We start from the raw sequence: 22171 nt of genomic DNA on the forward strand, positions 1-22171 counted from the left end.
CTCCATGTCTATAGTCAGGCAGCAAGCTGCGGATGCGCGAGCACAGTCAGCGCCGGAACGTCGATCCCCACCGTCACGAGGAGCTCGTCCTCACCGATCGCTCCGCACTGCACGCCGCGCAGCACGAACCACGCCAGCGCGCGGGCAGTCGCGGGCTCGTCGAGCACCGCACCGGGCGTCTTCGAGAGGTAGGCGTACAGACGTGCAGCGGCAGCCTCGAACCCCTCGCGGTAGAACGCGTAGGTGGCCAGGTAGCGAGTGGGCAGCTGGTGCGCGTGCAGGTCCCACCCCTGGAAGAACCCGCGCTCGAGCGACCGGCGCACCAGGCGTGCGTGCAGCGCCCACGCCTCGTCGGCGCTGTCGCCGATGGGGAGGATGTTCGTCGACCCGTCCGAGAGGCGGATGCCGGTGCCGGCCACCGCCAGCTGCATGACCTGTTTGGCGAGATCGGCTGCCGGATGCTCCATCGACTGGTATGCGGCGGCGATACCGAGCGAGGCGCTGTAGTCGTACGTGCCGTAGTGCAGGCTCGTGATGCGTCCGGGAGCCGCGAGTGGCAGCTGCGCCAACGGCGAGAACCCCTCAGCGCCGAGCACCAGCTGCGGCGTCTCGACCTGCACCTCGAAGCGGATGCGTCCGGCATCCAGCCCATGCGCCCGCTCGAGGAGCGAGGCGACCTCGGCCATCGCCTCGACCTGCGCAACGGTCGACACCTTCGGCAGCGTCAGGGCGAGCCCGTCCGGCAGTCCGCCCAGGTCCATCAGCGTTCCGAGGAACAGGTCGAGTGTGCGCAGCCCACGCTCGCGCGTGGACTGTTCGAAGCACTTGAATCGGATGCCGATGAAGGGCGGAGCCGTCCCCGCGGTGACGGCCTCATGAACGCGCTCGGCTGCGGCCGCGGCATCCTGATCCTCTGTCGCACCGCGGTCGCCGTATCCGTCCTCGAAGTCGAGACGCAGGTCCTCGATCGGTTCGCTCTCGAGTTTCGCGGCGACGCGCGAAGCGACCGACGCGATCACGTCGTCGCGAATGCCCACGCGCTCGGCGAGTGTCTCCAGCCCACCTGCGGAGGATGCCGCGGCGAGCGCCGCCTCACCCCACCGAGCCGCGAGATCAGGAGTGAACGTGTCGGCGGGCACGTACACAGTGTGCACCGGCTGCCGCGATCCGTCGTCGCCGGGGTACGCGCGCTCGAGCAGCTCGTCGGTGCCGGCCAGGCGGGACGCGATCCCCGCGCGATCGGCGTCGGTCAGCGCCGCGCTCACGCAGCGACCTCAGTGTCAGCATCCGGCTCCACGATCAGATCGTATGCGGGGAGCGTGAGGAAGTCGACGTACTCCTCATCGAGGCACAGGCGTGCGATGAGTGCGGCAGCGGGTGCGTAGTAGGCGACGAAAGTCGCCGCATCCACACTCTCGCGCAGCGCCGCGACCTCTTCGGCGAGCACGCGCTCGACGAGCTCTGGGGTGACAGTGTTGCCGGTGTCGACGAGCACGACGCTGTTGCGCAGCTGCTGCCACACCTGCGAGCGCGAGATCTCGGCGGTCGCGGCATCTTCCATGAGGTTGTTGATCGCGACGGCGCCGTTCCCCGACAGCCACACCGCCACGTACTGCACCGCCACGGCGAGGTTGTTGCGCAGCCCCGCCTCAGTGACGCGGCCGGGAGCCGATGCCACATCCAGGAGGTCCGCGGCAGTGATCGAGACTTCCGGACGCTGCCGGTCGATCTGGTTCGGGCGGTCGCCGAGCACGGCATCGAACACCTCCCGGCAGATCGGCACGAGGTCGGGGTGCGCAACCCACGATCCGTCGAAGCCGTCGCCCGCCTCGCGACTCTTGTCCGCGCGGACCTTGTCGAAGGCGGCCGCGGTGGCCTCCGGGTCGTGGCGGTTGGGGACGAACGCTGCCATGCCGCCGATCGCGAACGCACCACGGCGGTGACAGGTCTGCACGAGCAACTCGGTGTACGCGCGCATGAACGGAGCCGTCATCGCGACATCGGCGCGATCCGGAATGACGAACTCCACGCCCCGGTCGCGGAACACCTTGATCAGGCTGAAGAGGTAGTCCCACCGCCCGGCATTAAGGCCGGAAGCGTGGTCACGCAGTTCGTAGAGGATCTCGTCCATCTCGAACGCCGCGGGGATCGTCTCGATGAGGACGGTCGCGCGGATCGTTCCGTGGGGGATGCTGAGGGTATCCTGCGCGTGGATGAAGATGTCGTTCCACAACCGGGCTTCGCGATGGCTCTCGAGCTTGGGCAGGTAGTAGTAAGGACCGTGGCCGTTGGCGATGAGCTGGCGAGCGGTGTGGAAGAAGTGCAGGCCGAAGTCGACGAGCGCGCCGGATGCCTCTCGGCCATCGACGATGACATGACGCTCAGCGAGGTGCAGACCGCGAGGGCGAGTGACGACGGTCGGGCGCTGAACGTCGGTGCGAAGTGCGTAGGCTTTGCCGGCCGGCGAGGTGTACGAGAGGGTGCCGCGGGCGGCATCGCGCAGGTTCTGGATTCCGGCGACGACGTTCTCCCAGGTGGGACCAGCCGCATCCTCGAGGTCGGCGAGCCATACCTTCGCCTGCGAGTTCAGGGCGTTGATGGCCATCTTCGGCGGAGCGGCAGGGCCGGTGATCTCGACGCGGCGGTCGTGAAGCGCAGTCGGCGCGGGCGCGACCTGCCAATCGGCGGCGCGGACTTCTACAGTTTTGGGGAGGAAGTCGAGAGTGCCGCCTGCGGCGATCTTGTCGCGACGCTCGGTGCGCGCGGTCAGCAGTTCGTGGCGGCGCTCGTCGAAGGCACGGTGCAGGCTGGCGACGAAATCCAGCGCCTCGGCGCTGAGAATGTCATCGGCGCCCTCGATGAGCGGCGCTCGGGTGACCCGGATAGAAGCGTCTGAAGTGTCTTTCGTCATTGAAGAGGATCCTTTCGCATCCTGGATTCTGAAGTCCACTATACGGAAACCATCGCACTCGCGCATCATGGAGTTCACAAAAGGGGTGCCCGTCCGCAGACGGGCACCCCTTTGGAATTCACTCAGATGGAGAAGGCGCCCCGGTTGACCGCTGCGCGCCCCTGCTTCATCACGAGCAGGATCTTGTCGTTGTCGGCGACCGCGGAGATGTCCTTGAGCGGGTCACCGGCCACCACGACGATGTCGGCGATCTTGCCGGCCTCAACGGTACCGAGGATGTCATCCACGCCGCAGCACTCGGCGGACGTCTTCGTGCCCGCCACGATCGCCTGCATCGGGGTCATCCCGCCGTACTGCACGAGGAGCGGGAGCTCGCCGAGGTTCGCACCGTGATCGGGAACGAGCCCCGCGTCAGTGCCGACCGCGATCTTGATGCCGGCCGCAACCGACTTGGCGATCGACTCATGCGCCATCGCGTGCCATTTCGCGCTCTTCGCCGCCGCCTGCGGAGTGGCCGTGTCGGGGTGAATCGTCTCCAGCAGGGTGGGGACGAGGAACTGACCGTTCTTGACCATCTGCTGACGCAGTTCATCGTCGAGCTCATAGCCGTGCTCGACGCTGTGCACGCCGCCCTCGACCGCAGCGCGGATGCCTTCGTACCCGATCGCGTGTGCGGCGACCGGAACACCACCGTAAGCCTTGCCCTCTTCGACGACAGCGGCGACCATGTCGGTGCGGAAGCCCAGCCAGCCCGGTTCGTCGCTCATCGAGGTGACACCACCGCTGGACGCGATCTTGATGACGTCGACATGCTCGCGCAGCAGCACGCGTGCTGCCTTACGGGCCTCGTCGACCGAGTCGACCAGGTCGCCACCCACGAGGGTCGTGCCATCAATGCCCGACTTCAGATGCCAGTCGGCGTGCCCGCCGGTCTGGCTGAGCATCCGGTCTGCTACCAGCAGTCGCGGCCCCTCGATGATGCCGTATTCGACGGCGGTGCGCACGCCCGCATCGACGCCCATGAGGTCGCGGACCGTCGTGACGCCCGCTGCGAGAGTTGTCTTCAGACGCCCGATCAGCTCGAAGTACCGGAAGGATGGCGCAACCATCCCCTCCTGCATCGGCGAGCCACCGCTGGGGCCGGGGAGCGAGAGGTGCACGTGCACGTCGAAGAAGCCCGGGGTGATCGTATTCCCTCCGAGATCGACCTTGACGGGATCCTTGGAGTCATCGATCGCCGGGGCGTCGGCAGCTGCGCCCACCCACGTGATCTTGCCGTCGTCGATGACGACCACAGCGTCCGCGACGGGGTCGCCCCCCGTGCCATCGATGAGCTGAGCATTGTGAAGGATTGTCGTAGTCATGGTTACCGCTTTCCCCCCGAAGTTGACATGTCCCCTCAACCTAGTGGTACGTCCGCTCCGAGGAGACTACTGAGGCCGTTGATCTGCGCGATGGGCTACCCTGACGAATGAATATTTCCGCGATGCGGATAACTAAGTTCAATCACGTGGGGAAGGTATGGGAATGGCCGCAGGGACCACGGACGGAGTGAAGTCCGTCACACGCGTCTTCGATCTACTCGAATTGATCGCGGATGCTGGGGGCGACGTGACTCTCAGCGAGTTGTCCGCGGCCGCCGACCTGCCGCTGCCGACCATCCACCGCCTGTTGCGCACACTCGTCTCGCGGGGATACGCGCGTCAGCTGCAAAATCGCCGCTACGCACTCGGCCCACGGCTCGTCCGCCTCGGCGAAGTCGCCAACCGCAAGTTCGGGCAGATCGCGATGCCGCAGCTGAAGGAACTCGTCGAGCGCCTCGGCGAGACCGCGAACCTGGCCACGATCGACGGTGATCGAGTCGTTTACATCTCGCAGGCGCCTTCGCCGCACGCGATGCGCATGTTCACCGAGGTGGGGCGACGTTCGAGCCTGCACTCCACCAGCGTCGGCAAGGCGATGCTGGCCGACATGGATGACGCCAAAGTGCGCGAGGTCATCGGGCGCACCGGGATGCCGGCGAGCACCGAGCACACCATCACCAGCATCGACGCCCTGCTCGCCGACCTGGCAGAGACCCGCAAGCGCGGCTATGCGATCGACGACAACGAGCAGGAGATCGGCGTCCGCTGCTTCGCGGTGAGCGTCCCCGGCATGTCCATCCCCACCGCCGTCTCGGTCTCCGGGCCGGTCGCCCGCGTCTCCGGAGACTTCGGCGAGCGCGCCCTTCCCGTGCTCCAGGAGATCACTGCGGAGATCTCCGCCGCCGCCGGCGCCTGACCGAGGCCGCACGGCCCCTGCCCGGTTCGAGGGATTTCTGCCACGCCACGAGTTACGGCAGGCAAACTCGCGACCTCTTGACCGCGCCCAGCAGTCGGCCTATTGTTTCCATAGATAGAAATAGTATTTCCGGATACCGGAAGTGGTGGGGTGTGCGCTTTTGCCCCAACCGGCATCGCCGGGCGCCTAGACTCGCATCATCGAATTCGGATCGGCGTTCGCTCCCGCAGCAACGCCGGATCTGAGGAGATCTACCTATGAATGACATCGCCGTCAACGTAAACGGGAACAGCCGCCCTCTCTCGGGCACCCCGACCCATACCACCGCGCTGGACTGGCTGCGCGACACCGGACTCGCCGGAGCGAAAGAAGGATGCGCCGAGGGCGAATGCGGCGCGTGTGCCGTGCTCCTTGCGGCACCGACGCCCGATGGCGGCACCGCGTGGACCTCGGTGAATTCGTGCCTGGTGCCGGTGTACGCCCTTAACGGTCAGGAGATCATCACGGCTGAAGGGCTGGGCAGCCCCGAGGCGCTGCATCCCGTCCAGGAGAAGCTCGCCGAGGCCGGGGGATCGCAGTGCGGGTACTGCACGCCGGGCTTCGCCTGCAGCATGGCCGGCGAGTACTACCGTGACGGTCGCGAAGCGACGGAAGAGGGCGCTGATGAGGAGTGTCCCCTGCACGACGCCGAGCACGGTCCGAACGGTTTCGACCTGCATGCGCTGAGCGGAAACCTCTGCCGTTGCACCGGCTATCGTCCGATTCGGGATGCCGCCTACACGCTCGGCTCCCCCACCGAGGATGACCCGATGCGCCAGCGCATGGATCAGCCGGCTCCCGCGACGGTGTCCACCGACACCACCGTCGACGGCGCCCGCTTCGTCCGCCCGCAGACACTCGCCGGCACCCTGCAACTGCTGCAGGACGAGCCCGATGCGCTGCTCGTCGCCGGATCCACCGACTGGGGCGTCGAGGTGAATATCCGCGGCTCGCGCGCGCCGTTCGTCGTGGCGATCGAGCAGCTCGAAGAGCTCCGCACCCTCACCGAGACTGACGATGTCATCGAGATCGGCGCAGCACTCCCCCTCTCTGAGATCGAACGGCGCCTCGCCGGCCGCGTTCCGCTGCTCGCCCAGCTGTTCCCGCAGTTCGCCTCGCGGCTGATCCGCAACCGCGGCACCATCGGCGGCAACCTCGGCACGGGCTCCCCCATCGGGGACACCCCGCCCGCGCTTCTCGCGCTCGGTGCACGCCTCGTGCTGGCATCCGTCCGCGGCGAGCGCGAAGTCGAACTGTCGGAGTACTTCACCGGCTACCGGCAGACGGTGCGCGCGAAAGACGAGCTCATCCGCGCCATCCGCATTCCCCTGCCGTTGGCGACGACGACCGCGTTCCACAAGATCGCGAAGCGACGATTCGACGACATCTCCAGCGTCGCGATCGGTTTCGCCCTCGACATCTCCGGCGGCACGGTCACCGCTGCGAAAATCGGCCTCGGCGGCGTCGCCGCCACACCGCTGCGCGCCCTCGCGACCGAGGAGGCGCTGATCGGTCAGCCCTGGAGCATCCAGACCATCAAGCGGGCATCCGAGATCCTGCGCGCCGAAGGCACGCCGATGTCGGACCACCGCGCGAGCGCGGACTACCGCTCGCACATGCTCGGCACCTCGCTGTTGAAGCTCTACAGCACCACCGTCATCGAATCGAAGGAGGTCTCGGCATGAGCGCGCTCGCCGACCGTCCCCAGAACCCCGTCGTCGGCACGCGCGCGGTGCACGAGAGTGCAGCACTGCACGTCACGGGCGCCGCGATGTACACCGACGACCTCGCAGGCTCCACGATGGGCGTCCTGACCGCCTGGCCAGTGCAGTCGACCAACGCACACGCGAAGGTGCGCGTCGACGTCACCGGTGCCTACGGGGTGCCCGGGGTCGTCCGCGTGCTCACCGCCGCCGACGTTCCAGGAGTCAACGACGCCGGTATCAAGCACGACGAGCCGCTGTTCCCCGATGAGGCGATGTACTACGGACACGCTCTCGTCTGGGTGCTCGGTGAGACGCAGGAGGCCGCACGTCTGGGAGCTGCCGCCGTGACGGTCGAATACGAACCGCTCCCCTCGCTGATCACAGTGCAGGATGCCGTCGATGCCGGCTCCTTCCAGGGCACCGCCCGCACGGTGCAGCGCGGAGATGCGGCATCCGCTCTTTCGTCGGCGACGCACGTCTTCGAGGGCGTGACGGAGTTCGGCGGACAGGAGCATTTCTACCTCGAGACGCAGGCATCGCTCGCGCTGCGCGACTCCGAGGGCCAGTACTTCGTGCAGTGCTCCACGCAGCATCCGTCCGAGGCGCAGGAGATCGTCGCTCACGTGCTGAACATCCCCTCCAACGAGGTCACCGTGCAGTCGCTGCGCATGGGCGGCGGGTTCGGCGGCAAGGAGATGCAGTCGCACGGGTTCGCGGCGATCGCCGCGCTCGGCGCCACGCTCACTGGACGCCCCGTGCGCCTGCGCCTGAACCGCACGCAGGACATCACGATGACCGGCAAGCGCCACCCGTTCCGAATCGAGTGGAAGGTCGGTCTGGATGACGCGGGTCACCTGCAGGCGCTGGATGCCGTGCTCACCTGCGACGGCGGGTGGAGCCTCGATCTCTCCGAGCCCGTCCTCGGGCGGGCCCTGTGCCACCTGGACAACTCGTACTGGATCCCGAACGTGCACGCGCTCGGCCGCATCGCGAAGACGAACAAGGCGTCGAACACGGCGTTCCGCGGATTCGGCGGACCCCAGGGCGTGTTCCTCATCGAGGACATTCTCGGCCGGGTCGCCCTCGCACTCGGGATCGACCCGATGCAGCTGCGCGAGAAGAACTTCTACCAGCCCGGTCAGTCGACCCCATACGGACAGCTCGTGAAGGATGCCGATCGCCTTGGCTCCATCTGGAATCAGCTCCGCGACGAATCGGACTTCGATGTGCGCCGGGCCGAGATCGCCGCATTCAACGAGAGCAGCGCGCACGTCAAACGGGCGCTGGCGATGACGCCGGTCAAGTTCGGCATCTCCTTCAACTTCGCCGCCTTCAACCAGGCCGGTGCCCTCGTGCACGTCTACAAGGATGGCTCGGTGCTCGTCAACCACGGCGGCACCGAGATGGGTCAGGGCCTGCACACGAAGATGCTGCAGGTCGCGGCGACCGCGCTCGGGCTCGAACTGCACCAGGTGCGTCTCGCTCCCACCCGCACCGACAAGGTGCCGAACACGTCGGCGACCGCCGCGTCTTCGGGCGCCGACCTCAACGGCGGCGCAGTGAAGAACGCGTGCGAGCAGATTCGCGAGCGGATGGCGGCAGTGGCCGGACGTCTGCTGAACGTCGACGGGCGAGATGTGCGCTTCTCTGGCGGGCTCGTGACGGCGCTCGGCAGCCCGCAGTCGATGACGTTCGCGGAGGTGGCCGAGGCCGCCTACCTGCAGCGCGTGCAGCTGTTCGCCGCGGGCTATTACCGCACCGAGGGATTGCACTGGAATCCCGAGATCATGCAGGGCTCCCCTTTCAAGTACTTCGCGTACGGGTGCGCGGCCAGCGAGGTCGAGGTCGACGAGTTCACCGGAGCGTACCGAGTGCGTCGCGTCGACATCATCCACGACGTCGGCGACTCGCTCTCGCCCATGCTTGACATCGGGCAGATCGAGGGCGCGTACGTGCAGGGGCTCGGCTGGCTGACGCTCGAAGAACTGCGCTGGGATGTATCGGACGGCCCGAACCGCGGACGCCTGCAGACCCAGTCGGCCTCGACCTACAAGCTGCCGAGCTTCTCGGAGATGCCCGAGGAGTTCAACGTCCGCCTCTACGAGAACGCCCGTGAAGACGGCGCGGTGTACGGTTCGAAGGCCGTCGGCGAGCCGCCGTTCATGCTCGCGTTCAGCGCCCGTGAGGCTCTTCGCGAGGCCGTAGCTGCGTTCGCGCCCGCAGGTCACGTGGTCGAGCTCGGTTCGCCGGCGACGCCGGAGGCGGTGTTCTGGGCGGTTCAGGCTGCCCAGGCCGCGGCATCCGCTGGTGTTCCCGAACGCGAACTCGCCCCGGCTCGCTGAGGCACGACGTGGACTGGCTCGATGCCCTGCAGCGGTTGCGCACCGAGCGCACCGCCGCCGTACTGGTGACCATGGTCACCGTGCGCGGGCATTCGCCGCGCAACGGCGGCGCCAAGATGGTCGTGTCGGCGAATGCCGCGTTCGGCACCGTCGGCGGCGGCAACCTCGAGGCGACGGCGACGCAGAAAGCGCGCGAGCTCATCGCTTTCGGTGCCGAGGAGCCCTCGCTTCTCACGCTCACCTTGAGTGACAAGGCGACGGTCGAGTACGGCGTGCAGTGCTGCGGAGGAGAGGTCACCATGCTGCTGGAACCGGTCAGGGTCGTGCCATCGGTCGCTGTGTTCGGCATCGGACACGTCGGTCTCGAACTCGCTCGCATCCTCTCGCGTCACGAGATCGACCTCTATCTCGTCGACTCGCGCGCCGAGATGCTCATGCCCGCGCGACTGTCGGTCCTCGACGACGCTCTGGCCCGAGTGCATACCGTGCACGCACCCGTGCCTGAGTCGGCGCTGGTTGATCTTCCGGAAGGCGCACACGTGCTCGTGATGACGCACGATCACGTCGAAGATCTCGCGATCGTCGACCAGGCACTGCGCACCGAGGGGCTCGGATCGATCGGCCTGATCGGCTCGGCATCGAAATGGACCCGGTTCCGCAAGAAGCTCGGTGAGCTCGGCCAGAACGAGGATGCTCTCGGCAGAGTCACCACGCCGATCGGGGTCCCTGAGGTCACCGGCAAGCAACCCGCGGTGATCGCCGTCAGCGTGGCTGCGCGCATCCTGCAGCTGATCGGCGAGGCCGCAGCCGAGGACTGACGCGCGCGCCGCGCCGCACGCGCGCGCCGCGCCGCACGCGCGCGCCGCGCCGCACCGATGCGAGAAGGGTTTCGCGGGTGCCGTCGCCACCCTGGCACCGAAATCCTTCTCCTATCCCTTCGAGGGGCGTGCCCGCCGCGGAGCGTGCGCGGTGGGCTGCGGGGCTACGAGACAGGTCTCCGACCGCGCAGTCCGATAAGCGCCAGCGGCAAGGTCAGGAGCGACAGCGCCGCCGCGAACAGCAACGCGGGCGGGAACGCGAACGCCGACGCCAGTGCCCCGACCACGACCGCGCCGAGTCCGGTACCCGCGTCGAAGCCGATGTTCCAGGCAGCGCTCGCGACGACGTGATCGCGTCGCGGCACAGCCTCGAACGCGACGCCGAGCGTGAGGTTCTGCAGTGCTCCGTACGCGATGCCGACCAGCGCCATACCGAGAAGCAGGGCGGCGGTGCGCTCCTCCGCCGCCACCGACCAGGCGATCACTGCCATGCCCGCGGTCGCCGTGACGACGAACGGCCAGAGGATGCGGCGTGCTCCGACGCGGTCTGCGAGATGCCCCACACCCCAACGCGCCAGTGCCGCAAGGCCTGTCAGCAGGAGCAGTCCCACCATTGCATCGAGCGCCGAGACGCCGAACTGAGGCACGAACGTGATGAGTGCGCCGCCTGCGAGGGTGACGCCGAGCAGCACGAGCATCGGCGGCAGCAGGCCGAGGTAACGCCGCACACCGTGCCTGGCGTGTTCGGGTTCCGGATGCGGCGGCAGGGCGTCGAGTCGTCGACCAAGCGGCACGGCGAAGACGATGCCGACCAGCGGGATCGTCGCGAGCGCGAACACGACTGCAGCACCCAGGTGCTCGGCGATCCAGGGGGCGGCGGGAAGCAGCAGCACCTGGGGCGCCGCGATCCCCAGACCGAAGGCTCCGATCGCCCGGCCACGGCGTGCGGGATCGACAAGCTCGGCGACGGCACTGCTGCCGCACACCGTCAGCACGGCGAAACCCGCTCCGCGCACGGCAGCGAGCGCGAGGATCGGCAGCAGTGCGTCGGACAGAATGTGCGCGAGTGAGGGCGCACCGAGCAGGATCAGCCCGATGACGAGAACAGGCGTCCAACCGAATCGGCGTATCGCCGCGGGAACGAACAGCTGCACCAGCACGGTGAAGAGCATGAAGACGCCGGTCACTGCACCGACTCCAGCCTCATCCGCTCCCCCGCGCGCGGCCCACAGCGGCGCGACGGGCATGAGCAGCGCGTATCCGGAGAACCCGGCCACGACCATGCCAATGAGGGCGGGAATGCCCGGCTCACGCCATATCGAGTTCTGCTGCTGCATCATTCCATCCTTTCATCCGACGCAATCGTCGGCCTGCCGCAACCTCATCGTCGGCATCCAACGCGATGCGAGAAGGTTTTCCCGACTCCGCACACCAACGAATCGGGGAAACCCTTCTCCCGTCCGCTCGAATGAAGTGACGCCGTAGCGCACGCGTGCCCGGCGCCGCACGAGGTGGTGCCGGGCACGTGGGATGACGGTGAGGCTATCCCGCGAGCAGGGCCTCGATCGGTCCGCGCACGAAGTACAGCGCGAAGCCGGCGGCGACGACCCACAGCAGCCAGTGCACCTTGCGTGCCCGTCCGGACAGTGCGTTGATGAGCGCCCACGAGACGAACCCGATGCCGATGCCGTTCGCGATCGAGTAGGTCAGCGGCATCGTGACGATCGTGAGGAAGGCAGGAAGCGCCACAGAGAACTTCGAGAAGTTGATCTCCTTGATCTGCGCCATCATCATCGCACCGACCACGACCAGCGCAGCAGAGCCGACTTCGATCGGCACGGTCAGCGTCAGCGGCGTGAAGAACATCGACAGCAGGAACAGCACGCCGACGGTGAGCGAGGCCAGGCCCGTCCGCGCCCCCTCACCGATGCCGGCGGCGCTGTCGACGTAGACGGTCGCCGACGACGATGAGGTGGCGCCACCCGCGACCGCTCCGAGGCCCTCGACGACGAACGCCGAGCGCAGGCGGGGGAATGTGCCGTCTTTGTGCGCGAGACCGGCGTTCTTCGCCAGGCCCGTCATGGTGCCCATGGCGTCGAAGAAGTTTGTGAACACGAGAGTGAACACGAGCATGGTCGCCGACAGGATGCCGATGCGGCCGAACGCTCCGAACAGATCGAACTGGCCAACCAAACCGAAGTCGGGAATGGTGAGAATCGCCGACGGCAGCTCTGGAATCGTCATGTGCCAGCCGCCGGGACCGTCTGCACTCGATCCGAGCTGGAGCATCGCCTGCGTGATGATCGCGAGGATCGTGGAGGCGACGATTCCGATCAGGATGGCGCCGGGAACCTTGCGGGCGACGAGGACGCCGATCAGCAGCAGGGCGAACAGGAAGATCAGGGTGGGCACGGAGGCGATCGACCCACCGTCGCCGAGCTGCACGGGAGGGCCACCAGGGGTGCGGTTGACGAAGCCGGAGTCCACGAACCCGATGAAGGCGATGAACAGGCCGATGCCGACCGTGATCGCGGCCTTCAACGGCTGCGGAATCGCACGGAAGATCGCGGTGCGCGCTCCGGTCGCTCCCAGCAGAACGATGATGATGCCGTTGATGATCACCAGGCCCATCGCCTCCGGCCAGGTGACGCTGCCGACGACGGCCACTGCGAGGAAGGAGTTGATGCCGAGGCCTGCGGCGAGCGCGAACGGCATCTTGGCGACGAGGCCGAAAAGAATGGTGATGACACCGGCGGTGAGGCCCGTCGCAGCGCCGATCTGCGCGCCGTCGAGGGCGAAGTTCTCGACGTCGGCGACACCGCCGAGGATGAGCGGGTTGAGGATCACGATGTAGGCCATCGTGACGAAGGTGACGATTCCGCCTCGGAGTTCGCGGGAGATCGTCGATCCCCGCTTGGTGATCTCGAAGAAGCGGTCGATTCTGCTGAGTTTCATGGCGGGGTCAGGGGTGTCCGCATCTTCGCGGACGGCGGCGGTCTGAGACATCGTTGTTCTCTCCTGCTCTGAGGGATGCTGTGCGATCGAAGTCGCTGCGGTGTCAGTACTCTGTGCGCGTGGAGAGCGTCGTCCATTCGGTGAACGGTGCGATGCGCTGCACCGGCGGCAGCGTCTCCTGTGCGACCGGCATGATGGTCCGGTCGGTGTCGTCACCTTCGAAGTAGCGATAGAAGAGAGCGTCATCGAACCCGGCGTCGGCGGCGTCGTGGCGGTTGGCTGCGAAGTAGACGCGGTCCACCCGCGCCCACAGCGACGTCGCCAAGCACATCGGGCACGGTTCGCAACTGGTGTACAGCACGGCACCGCTGAGGTCGAACGTTCCCAGCTGCGTGCACGCGTTGCGGATCGCCGATACCTCGGCGTGCGCGGAGGGGTCAAGATCCGCGGTGACGCGATTCACTCCCTCGAAGACCTGGCCGTCCGCGGAGACGACCACGGCCCCGAATGGTCCGCCGTCGTTGCGCACATTCTCCGTGGCGAGCTCGATGGCGTGGGCGAGGTACTGTGCGGCTGCGGGTTCGGTGTCACCCTGCGCGACGTACGGGGATGTCGTGATTCCGGTGGCGTCCATGGGAGCTTCCTTGCTTCATCTCGGTGTTCACAGGCCGATAGCGTGCACCTTCATGAGGCGTCGTCGGCGTGAACGACGATAACAGCGATGAGTGCGCACGTCCAGATTTTTCGGAATAACTCTTCCACGGTGCGAGAATCGCTCTCGCGCTACCGCATGTGCGGCGATATACTCCGTCTTATGGCGCACTTTCGGATTAGCGAAGCAGCAGAACTCGTCGGGGTCAGCGATGACACCGTGCGACGCTGGGTGCAGACCGGCATCCTGGGACTGGATCACGACGCCTCCGGTGTTCAGGTAGTCGACGGCGCAGAGCTCGCCGCGCACACAAAGACGACGTCCGTCGACGCCGCCGATGTCGGCCAGGTCCGCAGCAGCGCCCGCAACCGTTTCGTCGGCCTCGTCACCAAAGTCACGATCGACGGGCTGATGGCGCAGGTCGAGTTGCAGAGCGGACCCCACCGCATCGTGTCGCTGATGTCGGCCGAGGCCGCGCGCGACCTGCGGTTGGAAGTCGGCTCGAAAGGCGTCGCCGTCGTGAAGGCGACCATGGTGATCCTCGAGACCGAGAAGGAAGCCTCGGCATGAGGCGCGCGGCTGCCGCAATCATGGTGGGCCTGTCGCTTGCGTTGACCGGATGCTCCGCTGGAGCAGAGCCCCCGTCCGATTCGCCAGACGGCGAGCTGACCGTTTTTGCCGCAGCATCCCTCTCTGGCGCCTTCGACCAGCTCGCCGAGGACTTCGAAGCCGCGAACCCCGGCACCGACGTGCTCCCGATCACGTACGACGGTTCCGCCGTGCTCGCCACCCAGCTCCTGGAGGGCGCCTCGGCCGATGTGTTCGCCTCGGCAGATGGGCGCAACATGGCCAAGGTCACCGACGCCGCTCTCGCCGGAGGCGCCGCGGCATTCGCCACGAACACCCTCGAGATCGCCGTGGCGCCAGGCAACCCGCTCGGCGTGACGGGTCTCGACTCCCTCGCGGACAGCGAGCTGATCATCGTGCTCTGCACTGCTGAGGTTCCGTGCGGCACGGCCTCGGAGACCCTGATCGAGGCGGCAGGGATCACGATCACGCCCGCGAGCGAGGAACAGAACGTCACCGCGGTGCTCTCGAAGGTCAAGTCGGGAGAGGCGGATGCCGGGCTCGTGTACCGCACCGACATCCAGGCGGCCGGCGACGAAGTGACCGGCGTCGAGATCGCGAGCGCCGACGCTGCCGTGAACGTCTATCCGATCGTCTCGCTGGCGGATACTCCGAACCCCGCCCTCGCGGCTGCTTTCGTCGACTACGTGCTCTCCCCCACAGGCCAGAAGGTGCTCGCGGCCTTCGGGTTCGGAGCACCATGAGTCAGCCGCGCCTTCTCCGAGCTGCGCGTTCGACGTCCAGCGGACTTCCGCTCTGGCTTCTCATTCCCGCAGCCATCGGCGCGGTGCTGCTTCTGCTGCCGTTCATCGCGCTGATCGCTCGGCTCGATTGGTCAGAGATGGCCACCGCGATCGTCTCCCCCGAAGCCCAGCAGGCGCTCGGCCTGTCGCTGCTGACAGCATCCATTGCCACGATCATCTGCGTGGTGCTCGGCATTCCGCTCGCGATGCTCATCGCTCGCAGCTCCGCGGGCCCTGCCGCGGTTCTGCGCACCCTCACCACGCTCCCCCTCGTATTGCCGCCGCTGGTGGGCGGCATCGCGCTGCTCTCGCTGCTCGGCCGCAACGGCCTGCTCGGCGGCGCGCTCGACGTCGTCGGCATCCGGATCCCCTTCACGACGACCGCCGTCGTGATCGCCCAGGCGTTCGTGGCGCTGCCGTTTCTGGTGATCTCCGTCGAAGGAGCTCTGCGCACGATCGACACTGGCCATGAGCGCGTCGCCGCAAGCCTCGGAGCGAACCGGATGACGGTGTTCCGCCGTGTGACCCTGCCACTGGCCGCCCCCGGCATCCTCGCGGGAACCGTACTGTGCTTCGCGCGAGCACTCGGCGAGTTCGGCGCCACCGCACTGTTCGCCGGCAACTCCCCCGGTGTCACGCGCACCATGCCGCTCGCGATCTACACGGCCTTCAATGGCGCGGGCGTGCGCGAAGACACCGCGATCGCGCTGTCCCTCATGCTCATCCTCGTCGCAATCGCCGTGCTGGTGCTCATGCGCGGCTGGCGCCCGGGAGCACTCCGATGAGCGCTCTCACAGCCGACGTGCGCGCTCGCGTCGGTGGGTTCGCCCTCGATGCGGCCATCCGCGCAGAGCCTGGCGAGATACTCGCGATCCTCGGGCCGAATGGCGCGGGCAAGTCAACGCTGCTCGGCGCGATCGCTGGCCACGTCCGTGACGTCACCGGCGCGATCAGCCTGGGCGACATCGAGCTCCACGCCGCAGATGGACGCCGCGTGCCGCCCGAGCACCGCCGCGTTGGTCTTCTCGGTCAGCGATCGATACTGTTTCCGCACCTCTCGGTGCTCGAGAACGTCGCGTTCGGTCCGCGGTCTCAGGGCATGAGGCGATCGGATGCTCGGGCTGAAGCCGGCCGTCTGCTCGAAGAGGTTGGACTCGCGGGCTTCGAGAGCAGACGCCCATCGCAGCTGTCGGGCGGACAGCAACAGCGTGCGGCGATCGCCCGTGCACTCGCGGCAAACCCCGGGGCCCTGCTGCTCGACGAACCATTCGCGGGACTCGACGCGCAGACCGCGGCCCACGCACGCCGTCTGATCGCCGAACTGCGCGATCGCCGCGGCATCCCGATGATTCTCGTCACTCATGACGTGCTCGACGCCGTCGTACTCGCCGACCGGACCACTGTTTTGCAGGGTGGTGCGGTCGTGCAGGACGGCACGACTCGCGACGTGCTGGGTCATCCTGGTTCTGCGTTCGTCGCGGCCCTCGCCGGGGTCAATCTGGTCTCAGGACGAGCCGACTTCGAGGGCCGACTCGTGCTCGACGCAGCCGAGGGACCAGCACTGCTGCTTCCCGCTGTCGAGGGCGCCCGTGAAGGCGACGAGTTGTCGGCCGCCTTCGCTCCTGGCGCGGTGCGCGTGCGCAACTCGGATGCTCCGCGCCCCGACGCGGCGATCGGGTGGACCGGGTCCGTGCATACTCTCGAGCCGATTCCCGGGGGGATCCGGATCACGACGACGGAGCACCCGGAGATCGCTGTCGACTGCTCTTCCTCCGCAGCCGTTGAAGTCGGTCTGCGCCCAGGAGCTCGTTTGTCGTTCGCCCTGTTACCCACGGACGTCTCGGTGCGCCTCGTGCCCTGAGTGGTGCTAGCGTTCCACTCAGAGGGAGGTTTCTGCGATGTCGACTGCTGCGGATCCCGGCGAACGCGCCTTCCGTGCTGGCGCGCAGCAGATGGCTTCCTCGGGCATTCGCGACCGCCTCGATCGCCCGATGCGCGACCTGCGGATCTCTGTCACAGACCGGTGCAACTTCCGTTGCGTCTATTGCATGCCGAAAACGGTATTCGGTCGCGATTATGCATTCCTTGAACGGAATGAACTGCTCAGTTTCGAGGAGATCGAGCGGATCTGCCGAGTCTCGGCGGCTCACGGCGTCCGCAAGATCCGCCTCACCGGAGGCGAACCTCTCCTTCGAAAGGGCATCGAAGAACTCATCGAGCGTCTCGCCGCCCTCCGAACGCCAGAGGGCGTGCCGCTTGAGATCGCGCTGACGACGAACGGCTCTGCTCTGGCAACCAAGGCGGCAGCGCTGAAGGCGGCGGGGCTCACCCGCGTCACAGTGTCGATCGACTCGCTCGATGACGAGCTGTTCCAGAGCATCAACGACGTGCGCTTCCCGGTCGCGCGCGTTCTCGCGGGCATCGACGCCGCACATGCGGCCGGGCTCGGCCCGATCAAGCTCAACATGGTCGTCAAGCGCGGAGTGAACGACGGTGAGATCGTCGACATGGCCTCGCACTTCAAGGACTCCCCCTTCACGCTGCGCTTCATCGAGTACATGGATGTCGGCACGACCAACGGCTGGTCGCTCGACGACGTGGTTCCCTCGGCAGAGGTCATCGAGCGCATAAACGCCGTCCATCCACTCGAGCAGATCGCCCCGGTCGTGACCGGGGAGGTCGCCAAGCGCTGGCGCTACCGCGACGGCGGCGGTGAGATCGGCGTGATCTCCTCTGTCACGAACGCGTTCTGCGGCACGTGCAATCGCGCCCGCATCTCGACAGAGGGCAAGCTCTTCACCTGCCTGTTTGCCGACGAGGGTCACGACCTGCGTGTCCTGCTGCGCAGCGGGGCCGATGATGACGAGCTCGCTTCAGCGATGGCATCCGTCTGGGGCGCGCGCGACGACCGCTACTCCGAGATCCGATCCGAACTCACACCGGGGCTCCGCGAGGCGCGCAACCGCATTGAGATGAGCTACATCGGCGGTTGAGTGCTCACGTGCGCTACAGCCCCGCTGATGGCTTCTCCCCCGACCTCGACGAATGAGCGGATGCCGCCGGCGAGATAGCGCGCCTCGATCCCCCGTTCGCGGAGTTCACGAACGGCTCGCCGTGCGCGCGGATCGCGTTCGCAGTACACGACCAGTTCGCCCGTGGCATCCGGCATGCGACCGCCCTCGACCTCTCCGAGCGGCAGATGGATGCTGCCGGGGATCCGGCGGGCTTCGACCTCGACGAGCTCGCGCACATCGATGAGCGCAAGGTTCTCCCCCGCCCTCAACCGCGCGAGCAGCTCCGCGGCCGAGACAGCGGTGTCATCAGCATCCGCGGTCATGCCGCAGAACAGCTCGTAGTCGATCAACTCCGTGACGGGCCGCGCGTCGGCGGGACGCGCATAGCGAATCTCTCGCGTGCTCGCGCTCAGGGCGTCGTAGACCAGGACGCGTCCGATCAGCGGTTCGCCGATTCCGGTGATGAGCTTGATCGCCTCGGTGGCGAGGAAGGACCCAACGGCCGGGCACAGGCTCGGCAGCACGCCGCCGAGTTCACAGGAGAGCGCCTCCTCGGGTGGCGGCGGCGAGGGAAACAGGTCGCGGTAAGTGGGTCCGTGACCTTCCCATGAGATTCCCACCTGCCCCTGAAACCTCAGGATTGACCCCCAGATCAGGGGTTTTTCTGCCATGGATGCCGCGTCGTTCACCAGGTAGCGGGTGGGGAAGTTGTCGCTGCCGTCGATCACCAGGTCGTAGTTCGAGAGGATCTCGGGCAAATTCGCGGCGCTGAGGCGAAGATCGTGAGTCATCACGCAGCAATCGGGGTCGATCGCGCGGACGGTGTCTGCCAACGAAACCGTCTTGCGCGAGCCGATGTCGGCGACACCGTGGCTGAGCTGGCGGTGCAGGTTGGAGAGCTCGACGGTGTCGTCATCCGCAACACCGATCGTGCCGATTCCGGCAGCGGCGAGAACAGGGACCACGGCGCTGCCGAGGCCGCCAGCGCCGACGACGAGAACTCGGGATGCTCGCAGACGCCGCTGCGCCTGTTCACCGAAACCCGGCAGCATCAGCTGTCGGCTGTAGCGTTCCAGGCGTTCGGGCTCGAGCACCGGACCCGGATCAACGAACGGGATCATGCGTTCAGCGTACCCACCACGATCTCCCGTCGGGCGGTGTCGGGCCAGGTAATAGGATCGAGACATGTCGGACGTGTCAGTGCGCTATTTCGCGGCAGCAGCCGAAGCGGCTGGGCGCGAGCAGGAATTGCTCGCGTTCGAATCTGCCCCGACGGTGGGTGACGTGCACGACCGCCTGCTCGAGTCCTATGGGCAGCCGATGGCGCGCGTGCTGCGATCGGGGTCGTTCCTCGTCGACGGCCTGGTCACCCGCGATCACGCACAGCCCGCAGGGCTCGCAATCGATGTTCTGCCTCAGTTCGCCGGGGGATAGGCGTGTACCCCGAGAGTGCGAAAGTGAAGATCTGGAGAATCGATGACTGACCTGACCCACCTGCGCGCCGACGGTTCGGCGCACATGGTCGACGTCACCGACAAGGCGGTCACCCGGCGCGAAGCGCGCGCTCAGGCCGTGCTCGTCACGACTGCCGAGGTCGTCTCGCGCATTGCTGACGGGTCGCTGCCGAAGGGCGAGGCACTCGGCACCGCACGGCTGGCGGGGATCATGGGCGCCAAGCAGACGTCCACCCTGATTCCGCTGTGCCATCCGCTCCCTCTGACCAAGCTCGCCGTCGACCTCGAACCGGCCGGCGACCGCGTCACGATCACCGCCACCGCCGTCACCAATGGCGTCACAGGCGTCGAGATGGAGGCGCTGACCGCCGCCAACATCGCCGCCCTCACGCTCTACGACATGATCAAGGCCGTCGACAACCGCGCCGTGATCACTGACGTGAAGGTGCTCGCGAAGTCCGGCGGCAAGAGCGGCGACTGGTCGATCGAATGAGCCGCAGCGCCCGCGTGCTCGTCGTCTCCACGCGCGCGGCGAACGGGCACTACGCCGATCGCACAGGCCCCGTGATCCGCGAGTGGCTTCTCGAGCGCGGATTCGAGACGCCCGAGCCGATCATCGTCGCGGATGCTGACGTCGCCAGCGCCCTTCTGCGGGTGTTGGCCGAGCGCCCCGACGTGCTGCTGACCACCGGAGGCACGGGCGTGTCACCGGATGACCGCACGCCCGAGGCCACTCTCGCGATCATGGATGCTGAACTCCCCGGTCTCTCGGAAGAACTGCGCCGCCGCGGCGCCGAGAAGACGCCGACGGCGCTGCTCTCGCGTGGACGCGCGGGTATCGCAGGACGCACGGTGGTGATGAACCTGCCCGGGTCAACCGGGGGAGTGCGCGACGGCCTCGAGGTGCTCGGCGGAGTGCTCGATCACCTGCTCGATCAGCTCGCCGGCGGCGATCACTGACCGGAACTACCGGCTGAGCGGATGGAGCGCGGCCGCCGCGTCGACGGCATGAGTGTCGCCGATCGACGCAAGCCAGTTCGCGAGCAGCCGATAGCCGTGCTCCGTGAGGACGCTCTCGGGGTGGAACTGCACCCCGAGAATCGGAAGGTCGCGGTGCGCGATCGCCATGACGGTTCCGGATGCTGTGCGGGCCGTGACCGCGAGCTCCGCGGGCAGCTCGGCTTCGGCGAGTGCGAGCGAGTGATACCGGCCGACGTCGACGGGAGAGGGGATGCCGTCGAACAGCACCGAGCTGTCGTGCTCCACGGCGGAGACCATTCCGTGCATGAGCTCCGGCGCCTGCGACACTTCGGTCCCGAAGGCGGCACCGATCGCCTGATGGCCGAGGCAGACGCCGAGCAGCGGCATCCGCATCGCGGCGCACAGCGCCACGATATCTACGCAGGCTCCGGCGTCTCGCGGGCGGCCGGGGCCGGGGGAGAGCAGCACGCCGTCATAGCGGGGGAGCAGGTCGGCGAAGCCGGGCGTGCCTGAGGCATCCGATTCGATCATGTCGACGAGCGCGCCGAGTTCGCGAAGATACCCGGCAAGCGTGTGCACGAAGCTGTCATGGTTGTCGACCACGAGCACCCGCACGCTCATTCCAGGTCGACCTCGTTCGGCGTGATGATCGGGCTCACCCATGGGAAGACGTAGAAGAACAGCCCGTACAGGATGGCGGCGACCGCGACGAGCAGGATCAGCACGCGCAGCCACCACGGGCCGGGAAGGATGCGCCACAGCGCTGCGTACATGTCAGTGCTCCTAGATGGACGGGGGTGCGACTTCGGCGACGGGGTCGAGCGATGCGGGCGGCCCCTCAGCACGAGGCTGGAAGCCCTCGAAGACGGCGTAGCCGACGATGCGCTCGGCGAGGGAGTAGAGGGGTGAACATGCCGTGAGCGTCATATACCGCTCGCCGGTGGCCGCTCCCGGGACCTGCGGCACGTCCAGCAACACATCGACCTTGTCGGGGGTGACGTACTCGAGCGTGCGGAAACGGTAGGTGTACCAGCCCTCCTGCGTCTCGACGACGATGGCATCGTCCAGGCGCAGCTTGTCCATGCGGTTCAGGGGAGCGCCCCACGTCGTGCGGTGGCCGGCCACAGAGAAGTTGCCGACCTGCCCCGGCATGGCGGACTGGTCGTACACCCCGAGCCATCCGTTGTCGAGGGTGACCGGACGCGAGGTGCCACCGGCGATCGCGACGTTGTAGTCGGGGCCAAAGCGCGGAATCAGCATCTGGGCGAACTTCATGCCGTGCTCCGGGTGCTGAAGCACCGGCGGCTCGTACCAGACGTCGCCATCGTCTTCTGTCGTGGCCGGTGGTGGCTCGGGGACGGGAAGCTGAGCCCACTCCTGCGAGACAGCGTGCCCCTCGCTGTTGCTCTGTGCGCCGATGATGATGTCACCGATCCACATCTGCCATGAGACGAACAGCAGCACGAGGACGCCGGCAGTCAGCAGCAGCTCACCGAGGACGCTCGTGAAGGTTGCTCGTGGCCGTGTGCGCCTACGGCGCTCGCGCCGAGTCGGCAGCGAGGCGGGTGCGGTCATAGGCGTGATCATATCCGGCGAAGTTTGCCATCACCCGAGGAAGCGGGCGGAACGGACTCTCATGGGTAGAATGA

The 22171-nt window shown here is 67.2% G+C and carries 22 protein-coding genes; 12 read left to right on the forward strand and 10 right to left on the reverse strand.

Going from position 1 to position 22171, the window contains the following annotated elements; translation table 11 throughout:
• Window positions 1-14: 14 nt before the first annotated feature.
• The 3 genes from ACTU6V_RS00965 to ACTU6V_RS00975 all read right to left on the reverse strand — a co-directional run bounded on the left by ACTU6V_RS00965 (window position 15) and on the right by ACTU6V_RS00975 (window position 4275).
• Window positions 15-1265, reverse strand: coding sequence for a DUF6986 family protein (locus ACTU6V_RS00965; RefSeq protein WP_443474679.1), 1251 nt, complete (start codon window positions 1263-1265; stop codon window positions 15-17).
• Window positions 1262-2911: a malate synthase A gene (gene aceB / locus ACTU6V_RS00970; protein ID WP_443474680.1), complete on the reverse strand. Its 1650-nt coding sequence runs from the start codon at window positions 2909-2911 to the stop codon at window positions 1262-1264. The genes ACTU6V_RS00965 and aceB overlap by 4 nt, the downstream gene beginning before the upstream one ends.
• Before the next feature lie 122 nt (window positions 2912-3033).
• Complete coding sequence (locus ACTU6V_RS00975) at window positions 3034-4275, reverse strand: metal-dependent hydrolase family protein (RefSeq protein ID WP_443474681.1); 1242 nt, start codon at window positions 4273-4275, stop codon at window positions 3034-3036.
• 163 nt (window positions 4276-4438) lie between these two features.
• On the opposite strand from ACTU6V_RS00975, the gene ACTU6V_RS00980 reads away from it, so the two are divergent.
• The 4 genes from ACTU6V_RS00980 to xdhC all read left to right on the forward strand — a co-directional run bounded on the left by ACTU6V_RS00980 (window position 4439) and on the right by xdhC (window position 10096).
• The gene (locus tag ACTU6V_RS00980) at window positions 4439-5191 is read left to right on the forward strand and encodes an IclR family transcriptional regulator (RefSeq protein ID WP_443469691.1); all 753 of its coding nucleotides are present in this window, start codon (window positions 4439-4441) and stop codon (window positions 5189-5191) included.
• A 257-nt stretch (window positions 5192-5448) separates the two neighbouring features.
• Window positions 5449-6915 (forward strand): xanthine dehydrogenase small subunit, encoded by a 1467-nt coding sequence (locus ACTU6V_RS00985; protein ID WP_443474682.1) that lies wholly within the window; start codon window positions 5449-5451, stop codon window positions 6913-6915.
• Complete coding sequence (gene xdhB, locus ACTU6V_RS00990) at window positions 6912-9278, forward strand: xanthine dehydrogenase molybdopterin binding subunit (RefSeq protein WP_443469693.1); 2367 nt, start codon at window positions 6912-6914, stop codon at window positions 9276-9278. Before ACTU6V_RS00985 ends, xdhB begins: the two co-directional genes overlap by 4 nt.
• Before the next feature lie 8 nt (window positions 9279-9286).
• Window positions 9287-10096: a xanthine dehydrogenase accessory protein XdhC gene (gene xdhC, locus ACTU6V_RS00995; protein WP_443474683.1), complete on the forward strand. Its 810-nt coding sequence runs from the start codon at window positions 9287-9289 to the stop codon at window positions 10094-10096.
• A 164-nt stretch (window positions 10097-10260) separates the two neighbouring features.
• Here xdhC and ACTU6V_RS01000 read toward each other — a convergent pair whose 3' ends face one another.
• The 3 genes from ACTU6V_RS01000 to ACTU6V_RS01010 form a co-directional block, all read right to left on the reverse strand.
• Entirely contained in the window at window positions 10261-11433 is a 1173-nt protein-coding gene (locus ACTU6V_RS01000; protein ID WP_443469695.1) for an MFS transporter, read from the reverse strand.
• A 205-nt stretch (window positions 11434-11638) separates the two neighbouring features.
• Window positions 11639-13102, reverse strand: a complete 1464-nt coding sequence (locus ACTU6V_RS01005; protein ID WP_443469696.1) for an NCS2 family permease — start codon at window positions 13100-13102, stop codon at window positions 11639-11641.
• A gap of 52 nt (window positions 13103-13154) precedes the next feature.
• Window positions 13155-13685, reverse strand: a complete 531-nt coding sequence (locus ACTU6V_RS01010) for a nucleoside deaminase (protein ID WP_443469697.1) — start codon at window positions 13683-13685, stop codon at window positions 13155-13157.
• A gap of 180 nt (window positions 13686-13865) precedes the next feature.
• On the opposite strand from ACTU6V_RS01010, the gene ACTU6V_RS01015 reads away from it, so the two are divergent.
• The 5 genes from ACTU6V_RS01015 to moaA are packed head-to-tail and all read left to right on the forward strand — an operon-like array spanning window position 13866 to window position 18066.
• On the forward strand, window positions 13866-14273 hold the full coding sequence (locus ACTU6V_RS01015; RefSeq protein WP_443474684.1) for a TOBE domain-containing protein: 408 nt from the start codon (window positions 13866-13868) through the stop codon (window positions 14271-14273).
• Window positions 14270-15034 (forward strand): molybdate ABC transporter substrate-binding protein, encoded by a 765-nt coding sequence (modA, locus tag ACTU6V_RS01020; protein WP_443474685.1) that lies wholly within the window; start codon window positions 14270-14272, stop codon window positions 15032-15034. Before ACTU6V_RS01015 ends, modA begins: the two co-directional genes overlap by 4 nt.
• Window positions 15031-15858, forward strand: a complete 828-nt coding sequence (locus ACTU6V_RS01025; RefSeq protein WP_443474686.1) for an ABC transporter permease — start codon at window positions 15031-15033, stop codon at window positions 15856-15858. The genes modA and ACTU6V_RS01025 overlap by 4 nt, the downstream gene beginning before the upstream one ends.
• Window positions 15855-16934: an ABC transporter ATP-binding protein gene (locus ACTU6V_RS01030; RefSeq protein ID WP_443474687.1), complete on the forward strand. Its 1080-nt coding sequence runs from the start codon at window positions 15855-15857 to the stop codon at window positions 16932-16934. Before ACTU6V_RS01025 ends, ACTU6V_RS01030 begins: the two co-directional genes overlap by 4 nt.
• 37 nt (window positions 16935-16971) lie before the next feature.
• A complete protein-coding gene (gene moaA, locus ACTU6V_RS01035) occupies window positions 16972-18066 on the forward strand; it encodes a GTP 3',8-cyclase MoaA (RefSeq protein ID WP_443469702.1) in 1095 nt (364 codons plus the stop codon).
• On the opposite strand, the gene ACTU6V_RS01040 is transcribed toward moaA, so the two are convergent.
• Complete coding sequence (locus tag ACTU6V_RS01040) at window positions 18051-19208, reverse strand: ThiF family adenylyltransferase (RefSeq protein WP_443474688.1); 1158 nt, start codon at window positions 19206-19208, stop codon at window positions 18051-18053. The genes moaA and ACTU6V_RS01040 overlap by 16 nt on opposite strands.
• Window positions 19209-19272: 64 nt before the next feature.
• Between ACTU6V_RS01040 and ACTU6V_RS01045 the strand changes: the two genes are divergently transcribed.
• Genes ACTU6V_RS01045 through ACTU6V_RS01055 form a run of 3 tightly spaced genes read left to right on the forward strand, consistent with a single transcriptional unit; the run spans window position 19273 to window position 20501 of the window.
• Complete coding sequence (locus ACTU6V_RS01045; RefSeq protein WP_443469704.1) at window positions 19273-19521, forward strand: MoaD/ThiS family protein; 249 nt, start codon at window positions 19273-19275, stop codon at window positions 19519-19521.
• A gap of 42 nt (window positions 19522-19563) precedes the next feature.
• The gene (moaC, locus tag ACTU6V_RS01050) at window positions 19564-20034 is read left to right on the forward strand and encodes a cyclic pyranopterin monophosphate synthase MoaC (RefSeq protein ID WP_443469705.1); all 471 of its coding nucleotides are present in this window, start codon (window positions 19564-19566) and stop codon (window positions 20032-20034) included.
• Complete coding sequence (locus ACTU6V_RS01055) at window positions 20031-20501, forward strand: MogA/MoaB family molybdenum cofactor biosynthesis protein (RefSeq protein ID WP_443469706.1); 471 nt, start codon at window positions 20031-20033, stop codon at window positions 20499-20501. The genes moaC and ACTU6V_RS01055 overlap by 4 nt, the downstream gene beginning before the upstream one ends.
• A gap of 6 nt (window positions 20502-20507) precedes the next feature.
• Here the strand turns inward: ACTU6V_RS01055 and ACTU6V_RS01060 are convergent, their stop codons facing one another.
• Genes ACTU6V_RS01060 through ACTU6V_RS01070 form a run of 3 tightly spaced genes read right to left on the reverse strand, consistent with a single transcriptional unit; the run spans window position 20508 to window position 22097 of the window.
• The gene (locus ACTU6V_RS01060) at window positions 20508-21143 is read right to left on the reverse strand and encodes an anthranilate synthase component II (RefSeq protein ID WP_443474689.1); all 636 of its coding nucleotides are present in this window, start codon (window positions 21141-21143) and stop codon (window positions 20508-20510) included.
• A complete protein-coding gene (locus ACTU6V_RS01065) occupies window positions 21140-21295 on the reverse strand; it encodes a hypothetical protein (protein ID WP_417512146.1) in 156 nt (51 codons plus the stop codon). Before ACTU6V_RS01065 ends, ACTU6V_RS01060 begins: the two co-directional genes overlap by 4 nt.
• Before the next feature lie 10 nt (window positions 21296-21305).
• A complete protein-coding gene (locus ACTU6V_RS01070) occupies window positions 21306-22097 on the reverse strand; it encodes a class E sortase (RefSeq protein ID WP_443469708.1) in 792 nt (263 codons plus the stop codon).
• Window positions 22098-22171 lie beyond the last annotated feature (74 nt).

The organism is Microbacterium zouquanmingi, from assembly GCF_052266675.1.
In the GTDB taxonomy this organism is placed as follows: Bacteria; Actinomycetota; Actinomycetes; order Actinomycetales; family Microbacteriaceae; genus Microbacterium.

Coding starts and splice junctions, on each gene's coding strand:
- aceB (WP_443474680.1), bottom strand. CDS start 2,911: ATGACGAAAGACACTTCAGACGCTTCTATCCGGGTCACCCGAGCGCCG.
- ACTU6V_RS00975 (WP_443474681.1), bottom strand. CDS start 4,275: ATGACTACGACAATCCTTCACAATGCTCAGCTCATCGATGGCACGGGG.
- ACTU6V_RS00980 (WP_443469691.1), top strand. CDS start 4,439: ATGGCCGCAGGGACCACGGACGGAGTGAAGTCCGTCACACGCGTCTTC.
- ACTU6V_RS00985 (WP_443474682.1), top strand. CDS start 5,449: ATGAATGACATCGCCGTCAACGTAAACGGGAACAGCCGCCCTCTCTCG.
- xdhB (WP_443469693.1), top strand. CDS start 6,912: ATGAGCGCGCTCGCCGACCGTCCCCAGAACCCCGTCGTCGGCACGCGC.
- ACTU6V_RS01000 (WP_443469695.1), bottom strand. CDS start 11,433: ATGCAGCAGCAGAACTCGATATGGCGTGAGCCGGGCATTCCCGCCCTC.
- ACTU6V_RS01005 (WP_443469696.1), bottom strand. CDS start 13,102: ATGTCTCAGACCGCCGCCGTCCGCGAAGATGCGGACACCCCTGACCCC.
- ACTU6V_RS01010 (WP_443469697.1), bottom strand. CDS start 13,685: ATGGACGCCACCGGAATCACGACATCCCCGTACGTCGCGCAGGGTGAC.
- ACTU6V_RS01015 (WP_443474684.1), top strand. CDS start 13,866: ATGGCGCACTTTCGGATTAGCGAAGCAGCAGAACTCGTCGGGGTCAGC.
- modA (WP_443474685.1), top strand. CDS start 14,270: ATGAGGCGCGCGGCTGCCGCAATCATGGTGGGCCTGTCGCTTGCGTTG.
- ACTU6V_RS01025 (WP_443474686.1), top strand. CDS start 15,031: ATGAGTCAGCCGCGCCTTCTCCGAGCTGCGCGTTCGACGTCCAGCGGA.
- ACTU6V_RS01030 (WP_443474687.1), top strand. CDS start 15,855: ATGAGCGCTCTCACAGCCGACGTGCGCGCTCGCGTCGGTGGGTTCGCC.
- moaA (WP_443469702.1), top strand. CDS start 16,972: ATGTCGACTGCTGCGGATCCCGGCGAACGCGCCTTCCGTGCTGGCGCG.
- ACTU6V_RS01040 (WP_443474688.1), bottom strand. CDS start 19,208: ATGATCCCGTTCGTTGATCCGGGTCCGGTGCTCGAGCCCGAACGCCTG.
- ACTU6V_RS01045 (WP_443469704.1), top strand. CDS start 19,273: ATGTCGGACGTGTCAGTGCGCTATTTCGCGGCAGCAGCCGAAGCGGCT.
- moaC (WP_443469705.1), top strand. CDS start 19,564: ATGACTGACCTGACCCACCTGCGCGCCGACGGTTCGGCGCACATGGTC.
- ACTU6V_RS01055 (WP_443469706.1), top strand. CDS start 20,031: ATGAGCCGCAGCGCCCGCGTGCTCGTCGTCTCCACGCGCGCGGCGAAC.
- ACTU6V_RS01060 (WP_443474689.1), bottom strand. CDS start 21,143: ATGAGCGTGCGGGTGCTCGTGGTCGACAACCATGACAGCTTCGTGCAC.
- ACTU6V_RS01065 (WP_417512146.1), bottom strand. CDS start 21,295: ATGTACGCAGCGCTGTGGCGCATCCTTCCCGGCCCGTGGTGGCTGCGC.
- ACTU6V_RS01070 (WP_443469708.1), bottom strand. CDS start 22,097: ATGACCGCACCCGCCTCGCTGCCGACTCGGCGCGAGCGCCGTAGGCGC.